This window comes from Nonomuraea longispora (assembly GCF_004348345.1).
GTDB lineage: Bacteria > Actinomycetota > Actinomycetes > Streptosporangiales > Streptosporangiaceae > Nonomuraea > Nonomuraea longispora.
This window is the reverse complement of sequence record NZ_SMJZ01000310.1, coordinates 1-7,012: the sequence shown is the minus strand read 5'-3', so window position 1 is coordinate 7,012 and position 7,012 is coordinate 1. Positions and strand designations below refer to the sequence as shown.

Here is a 7,012-nt window from a genome sequence, read left to right as displayed (position 1 = left end):
CCCGGGCGCCGGCCTGCGGTACCTGGCGGCGGCGTGCGGGCTGGCGCTCGCCGGATGCGGGGCGGGTGACGCCGAGGCCGAGCCGACCCTGAAGGGCAAGGTCCTCGCCAAGACGGCCGACGTGCCCGTGGGCGGGGGCACCATGAACGAGGACCTGAAGATCGTGGTCACACAGCCGGAGGCGGGCGTCTACAAGGCGTTCAGCTCGCTCTGCACCCACAAGGGCTGCGTCGTCAGCACGCCCGAGAACAACGTCATCACGTGCGCCTGCCACGGCAGTGAGTTCGCCGCCGACAGCGGTAAGGCGACCAAGGGCCCCGCCACCGGCGCGCTGGCGGCGTACCAGGTCAAGGTGGAGGGCGACGGCGTCGTGGTCGCCTGACGCGGTGCCGGACGGAGTGTGGTGAACGAGTAAATGTGCGTAGTCACCGGGATTGGGCTCAGGCACGCTGAACCGGCGCGAGGGCGTTGCCGTACCTGAGAGTGGAACCAACCTGGGAGGACGCACCATGACGGAGACCACACGCCGGAATGTGGTACTCGGCGCTGGAGGCGCCGGGCTCGCGGCGATTCTGACGGCGTGCGCTAGCTACGGTTCGCCGGCGACGGAGGCGGAGGTCGAGCCACCGGCGGAGGAGCCGTCGTCTGAGGCGCCGGAGAAGAAGGCGGCGGCCGGCGGAGGCAAGGCCCTGGCCGGCACCAGCGACATCCCCGAAGGCGGCGGGAAGGTCTTCGAGAACGAGAAGGTCGTCGTCACGCAGCCGACCGCGGGCGACTTCAAGGCGTTCAGCGCGGTGTGCACCCACGCCGGGTGCACCGTCGCCACGGTTTCGAACAACACGATCAACTGCCCGTGCCACGGCAGCAAGTTCAGCATCGAGGACGGCTCGGTGGCGGACGGGCCGGCCGGCGGGCCGCTGGAGGAAAAGAAGATCAGCGTGGACGGCGGTAAGATCAGACTCGCCTAAACCTTGTCTCATGATTTTCTCACCTACGTGCGTTTGGGTGAGGCGCATGGGAAACGACCTTCAGAGCCGCCGGGCGGTGATCGCGGGTGTCGGGGCGAGTGGCCTGGCGCTGGCCGTCACCGCGTGTGGCGGCGGCACCGACACCGCACAGGACGCGGGCACTACCGCAGAGTCGAGCGCACCGGAGTCCAGCGCACCGCAGGCCGATGGTGCGCTGGCCAAGACCGCTGACGTCCCCGTCGGCGGCGGCACGATACTCGCAGACCAGAAGATCGTGATCACGCAGCCAACCGAAGGGGATTTCAAGGCGTTCAGCGCGCTCTGCACGCATAAGGGTTGCCCGGTCGACAGCGTCGAGGGCGGTTCGATCGTCTGCCCGTGCCACGGCAGCAAGTTCGCGATCGCCGACGGCGCGGTGACCGACGGCCCTGCCGACAAGCCGCTGGCCGCGCAGGCGATCAAGGTCGACGGCGACCAGATCACCCTGGCCTAGCGGGCGCGGCCGGCCGCGCTGCGGCGCGGGGCTCGGGGCGTGGCGGTTCGCGGCGCGGGGCCCGAGGCGTGGCGGTCCGCGGCGCAGGGCCCGGGGCGCGCGGGCCGGGCAACCCTGTCGGTAGGGGCTACTAGTCTTTGAACCGTGGCGAGATCAGCGGGCAGCCCTTTGAGTTTCCGGCCCAAACCAGGCGCGATCCCCGATGCCCCGGGGGTCTACCGGTTCAGGGACGCGCACGGCCGGGTGATCTATGTCGGCAAGGCCAAGAGCCTGCGCCAGCGGCTCAACTCCTATTTCGCCGACTTCTCCGCGCTGCACCCGCGCACCCAGTCGATGCTGACCACGGCGACCGACGTCGACTGGACGGTGGTGGGCACCGAGGTCGAGGCGCTGCAGCTCGAATACTCCTGGATCAAGGAGTTCGACCCGCGCTTCAACGTCAAATACCGCGACGACAAGTCCTACCCCTACCTCGCGGTCACCATGGCCGACGAGTTCCCGCGCGTGCAGGTCATGCGGGGGGCCAAGCGCAAGGGCACGCGCTACTTCGGCCCCTACTCCCACGCGTGGGCCATCCGCGAGACGGTCGACCTGCTGCTGCGGGTCTTCCCCGTGCGCACGTGCAGCGCGGGGGTGTTCAAGCGGGCGGGGCAGATCGGCCGGCCGTGCCTGCTCGGCTACATCGACAAGTGCTCGGCGCCGTGCGTCGGCCGGGTGACCCCTGATGAGCACCGCGAGCTCGCCGAGGACTTCTGCGACTTCATGGCGGGCAACACCAGCCGTTTCATCAAGCGGCTGGAGAAGCAGATGCGCGAGGCGGCCGCCGACCAGGAATACGAGCGTGCCGCACGACTGCGCGACGACATCCAGGCGCTCCAGCGCGCCCTGGAGAAGCAGGCGGTCGTGCTCGGCGAGGGCACCGACGCCGACGTGATCGCGCTCGCGGAAGACCCGCTCGAAGCCGCCGTGCAAGTCTTCTACGTGCGCGGCGGCCGCATCCGCGGTCAACGCGGCTGGGTGATCGACAAGGTCGAGGAGATCACGCCGGGCGAGCTGGTGGAGCAGTTCCTGCTGCAGATGTACGCCGAGGCGAGCCCCGACGCGATGCCCCGCGAAGTGCTCGTGCCCGCTCTGCCGCCCGACCACGAGGCGGTCGCCGAGCTGCTGACCGAGCAGCGGCGTGCCCGCGTCGAGGTGCGCGTGCCCCAGCGCGGCGACAAGAGGTCGCTGATGGAGACGGTCGAGCGCAACGCCAAGGAGTCGCTGGCCCAGCACAAGGTCCGCAGGGCCGGCGATCTCACCACGCGCAGCAAGGCCCTGCAGGAGATCGCCGACGCGCTCGACCTCGACCAGGTGCCGCTGCGGATCGAGTGCTACGACGTCTCCCACCTCCAGGGCGAGAACGTCGTGGCGTCGATGGTGGTGTTCGAGGACGGCCTGGCGCGCAAGAGCGAATATCGCCGCTTCGCCGTCAAGACGAAGGAGGGCGACGTCGCCTCGATCCACGAGGTGATCACGCGACGCTTCCGCCGCTACCTCGAAGAACGCTCCGCCACCGGCGAACTGGCCCCGGACGCCGACGCCGACGCCGAGGAGGGCCACGGCCCGATCGACCCCGAGACGGGCAAGCCACGCAAGTTCGCCTATCCGCCCAACCTGGTGGTCGTCGACGGCGCGGGGCCCCAGGCGGCCGCCGCGCAGCGGGCGCTCGACGAGCTCGGCATCGACGACGTGGCCGTGTGCGGCCTGGCCAAGCGGCTGGAGGAGGTCTGGCTGCCCGGCGACGACCAGCCGGTGATCATGCCGCGTACGAGTGAGGGCCTATATCTGTTGCAGCGTGTGCGTGACGAGGCACATCGCTTCGCCATCACTTACCATCGTTCCAAGAGGTCCAAGACGGTGAAGGAGAGCGCGCTCGACGGCGTTCCGGGTCTCGGGCCGGCGCGCAGGCAGGCGCTTCTCAAGCACTTCGGCTCTGTGAAGAAGCTCCGCGCGGCCACGGCCGCCGAGATCTGCGAGGTTCCCGGCATCGGCCCGTCCATCGCCGAGGTGATCGTGTCGACGCTGAAGGGAGATGCGCCTTGATCCCGCCAGGATGCCATGACGTCCTCGCCGCCGGCCGCCCGCTCGCCCGCCTCCGCTATGGTGATGAGGCCGGGAGGGCCGCTGACATGGACATTCGCAAGGCCGAGCCGGCGGACGGAGTGAGAAAATGAGCACCGAGCCGGCGTTCGTCATCGTCACCGGCATGTCGGGGGCGGGGCGCAGCACGGCGGCCAAGGCCCTTGAGGACCTGGGCTGGTTCGTCATCGACAACCTGCCGCCCGGGCTGCTGTTCGCGATGGCCGAGGAGGCGGGCAAGGTCAAGCTCGCCGCCGACAAGGTGGCGGCCGTCGTCGACGTGCGCAGCCTGGCTTTCACCACCGACCTCAACGCCGCCATCGAGGAGCTCGAAGGGCGCGGCGTACGCGTGCGGGTGGTGTTCCTGGAGGCCAGCGACGAAGAGCTGGTGCGCCGCTTCGAGAACGTCCGCAGGCCGCACCCGCTGCAGGGCGAGGGGCGCCTGGTCGACGGCATCACCAGGGAGCGGGGCATCCTGCGCGAGGTCAGGGCCAACGCCGATCTCGTGATCGACACCTCGGCGCACAATGTGCACGAGCTGCGTCACAAGATCGTCGCCTTCTTCGGCGGAGACGACCGGCCGGGCCTGCGGGTCAACGTCGTGTCATTCGGGTTCAAGTACGGGCTCCCGGTCGATGCCGACCTCGTGGTCGACTGCCGTTTCCTGCCCAACCCGCACTGGGTTCCCGACCTGCGGCCGATGAACGGGCTCGACATCCCGGTCCGCGACTACGTGCTCGGGCAGCCAGGGGCCAAGGAGTTCCTCGACGCCTACGAGGAGGTCCTGCAGGTGGTCGCCGCAGGCTACGCGCGCGAGGGCAAGAGCTATGCCACGCTCGCGGTGGGGTGCACGGGCGGCAAACACCGCAGTGTGGCCATGGCCGAGCAGGTCGCCGCCCGCCTGCGTGACCGCGGGATGGAGGTCCAGGTGAGCCACCGGGATGTGGGGCGGGAGTGACCGATGAGGGCGTCCAAGCCGCCTTGCCGCATCCGGCAGCCGGCGGGGCGCAGGCCGGCGGTTCCGGGCCGAAAGTGGTGGCGCTCGGAGGCGGGCACGGGCTCTACGCCTCCCTGTCGGCCTTACGGATGGTCACCGACCGGCTGACCGCCGTGGTGACCGTCGCCGACGACGGCGGATCCAGCGGCAGGCTGCGCCGTGAGCTCGGCGTGCTGCCGCCCGGCGACCTGCGGATGGCGCTGGCCGCCCTGTGCGGCGACGACGAGTGGGGCAGCACGTGGAGCGAGGTCGTGCAGCACCGCTTCCGCAGCGAGGGCGAGCTGCACGGGCACGCCGTGGGCAACCTGCTGATCGTCGCGCTGTGGGAACTGCTCGGCGACTCCGTGGCCGGGCTCGAATGGGTCGGACGGCTGCTCGGGGCGCACGGCAGGGTGCTGCCGATGGCGTCGGTGCCGCTCGACATCGTGGCCGAGGTGGAGCTGGACGGCGTCATCTCGACCGTACGCGGGCAGGTGGCGTGCGCGCTGACGCCCGGCAGGGTGCAGGCGATCTCGCTGGTGCCCGAGGAGCCGCCGGCGCGGCCCGAGGCGGTCGCGGCCGTGCTCGACGCCGACTGGGTGGTGTTCGGGCCCGGATCGTGGTTCACCAGCGTGCTGCCGCACCTCAAGGTGCCCGCACTGGCCAGGGCGCTGCACGCGACCAGGGCCAGGCGGCTCGTCACCCTCAACCTTGCGCCCCAGCCGGGAGAGACCGACGACTTCTCCCCCCAGCAACACCTGGAGGTGCTCAGGCAGCACGCTCCGGACCTGTCGATCGACGTGGTCCTCGCCGACACCGGGATCGTCGACGATCCCGGTGCGCTGGAGAAGTCCGCCGCCGCACTCGACGCCCGGCTCGTGATGGCCGACGTGGCGGCCTCGGACGGCTCTCCCCGGCATGACCCACGACGTCTTGCCTCCGTCCTGGACGAGATTTTCCTCCAGAAGCGTTGATCCTGGTCGGCGTGGCGCCAAGGTGCGAGAGACTGACGAGAGCCGGTCTGAATGGGGGAGGACTAACGCTTATGGCGATGACAGGTGTGGTGAAAGACGAGCTGAGCCGCCTGCCGGTGCTGAAGCCGTGCTGCCGCAAGGCGGAGGTTTCGACGCTGCTGCGGTTCGCCAGCGGCCTGCACCTGGTGGGCGGGCGGATCGTGATCGAGGCCGAGCTCGACACCAACGCCACGGCCCGGCGGCTGATCAAGGACATCGGTGAGGTGTTCGGGCACAAGGCGGAAGTCCTCGTGCTCGCGCCCGCCGGGCTGCGCAAGGGCTCGCGCTACGTGGTCCGCGTCTACCGCGACGGGGAGGCGCTCGCCCGGCAGACGGGTCTCATCGACAACCACGGCCGGCCGGTCCGCGGGCTGCCCCGCCAGGTGGTGGCGGGCGCGTCATGCGACGCCGAGGCCGCCTGGCGCGGGGCCTTCCTCGCTCACGGCTCGCTGACCGAGCCGGGCCGCTCGATGTCGCTCGAGGTCACCTGCCCGGGGCCGGAGGCGGCCCTCGCGCTGGTGGGCTCGGCCCGGCGGCTGAAGATCCACGCCAAGGCGCGCGAGGTGCGCGGCGTCGACCGCGTCGTGGTGCGTGACGGCGACGCGATCAGCGCGCTGCTCACCAGGCTGGGCGCGCACGACAGCGTGCTCGCCTGGGAGGAGCGGCGCATGCGCCGCGAGGTGCGGGCCACCGCCAACCGGCTGGCCAACTTCGACGACGCCAACCTGCGGCGTTCGGCACGGGCCGCGGTGGCGGCCGGCGCGCGGGTGCAGCGGGCGCTCGAGATCCTCGGCGAGGAGGCGCCGGAGCACCTGGTGGTGGCGGGGCGGCTGCGGGTGGAGCACAAGCAGGCGTCCCTGGAAGAGCTGGGGCAGATCGCCGACCCGCCGCTGACGAAGGACGCGATCGCGGGCCGCATCCGGCGGCTGCTCGCCATGGCGGACAAGCGCGCCTCCGACCTGGGCATCCCCAACACCGAGGCCAACCTCACCGTCGACATGCTGGCCCCCTGACGCTTTGTCCATCCTTTACGGCACAGCCCGGTGGACCGCACGCGCCGACGTGGGCCGACGTCCGTCCTGGCCGGTCGTGAAGGCTCACGGAGTTCTCGCCGTGACGAGCGCGTTCCTGGCCGGGTTCCGTGGTCCGCAGCCTTGACGTGGTCCGCAGGCGTGACCGGGGCCGCCCAGACGCACGTTCCCGGTGGGGCCGCGCCTGACACGCGGCACGAGCCGGGTCTCATGGTCGTGGGAGCACCGTGCCGGGGCCTGAGGGAGTGCGGCGCCCGCCGTCCGGTTCACAGGGCAGCGGGCGTGGTGCCGCGGGGGTGGAGTGTCAGTCGCTGGGCCGGGCCCTGGCGGGAAGCGCTCACCTCCGTCATCACTTGTCAGTCGCGGGCCGGTTTGCGGGGGGTGAACAGGTCGGTCGTGGGTTTGGGGGC

7 protein-coding genes are annotated in these 7,012 nt (G+C 70.9%); all 7 read left to right on the top strand.

Going from position 1 to position 7,012, the window contains the following annotated elements; all coding sequences use genetic code 11:
• Positions 1 to 382: Rieske (2Fe-2S) protein (locus E1267_RS41680; RefSeq protein ID WP_342774956.1), on the top strand; the 382-nt coding region annotated here is incomplete at its 5' end.
• Between the two features lie 127 nt (positions 383 to 509).
• The gene (locus E1267_RS41675) at positions 510 to 968 is read left to right on the top strand and encodes a Rieske (2Fe-2S) protein (protein WP_132341510.1); all 459 of its coding nucleotides are present in this window, start codon (positions 510 to 512) and stop codon (positions 966 to 968) included.
• A gap of 46 nt (positions 969 to 1,014) precedes the next feature.
• On the top strand, positions 1,015 to 1,461 hold the full coding sequence (locus tag E1267_RS41670; RefSeq protein WP_132341508.1) for a Rieske (2Fe-2S) protein: 447 nt from the start codon (positions 1,015 to 1,017) through the stop codon (positions 1,459 to 1,461).
• A 168-nt stretch (positions 1,462 to 1,629) separates the two neighbouring features.
• On the top strand, positions 1,630 to 3,546 hold the full coding sequence (uvrC, locus tag E1267_RS41665; protein ID WP_132341514.1) for an excinuclease ABC subunit UvrC: 1,917 nt from the start codon (positions 1,630 to 1,632) through the stop codon (positions 3,544 to 3,546).
• A 127-nt stretch (positions 3,547 to 3,673) separates the two neighbouring features.
• Positions 3,674 to 4,540, top strand: coding sequence for an RNase adapter RapZ (gene rapZ / locus E1267_RS41660; protein WP_132341506.1), 867 nt, complete (start codon positions 3,674 to 3,676; stop codon positions 4,538 to 4,540).
• Positions 4,541 to 4,614: 74 nt separating this feature from the next.
• A complete protein-coding gene (locus E1267_RS41655; protein WP_132341512.1) occupies positions 4,615 to 5,532 on the top strand; it encodes a gluconeogenesis factor YvcK family protein in 918 nt (305 codons plus the stop codon).
• 71 nt (positions 5,533 to 5,603) lie between these two features.
• Complete coding sequence (whiA, locus tag E1267_RS41650) at positions 5,604 to 6,584, top strand: DNA-binding protein WhiA (protein WP_132341504.1); 981 nt, start codon at positions 5,604 to 5,606, stop codon at positions 6,582 to 6,584.
• Positions 6,585 to 7,012: the final 428 nt, after the last annotated feature.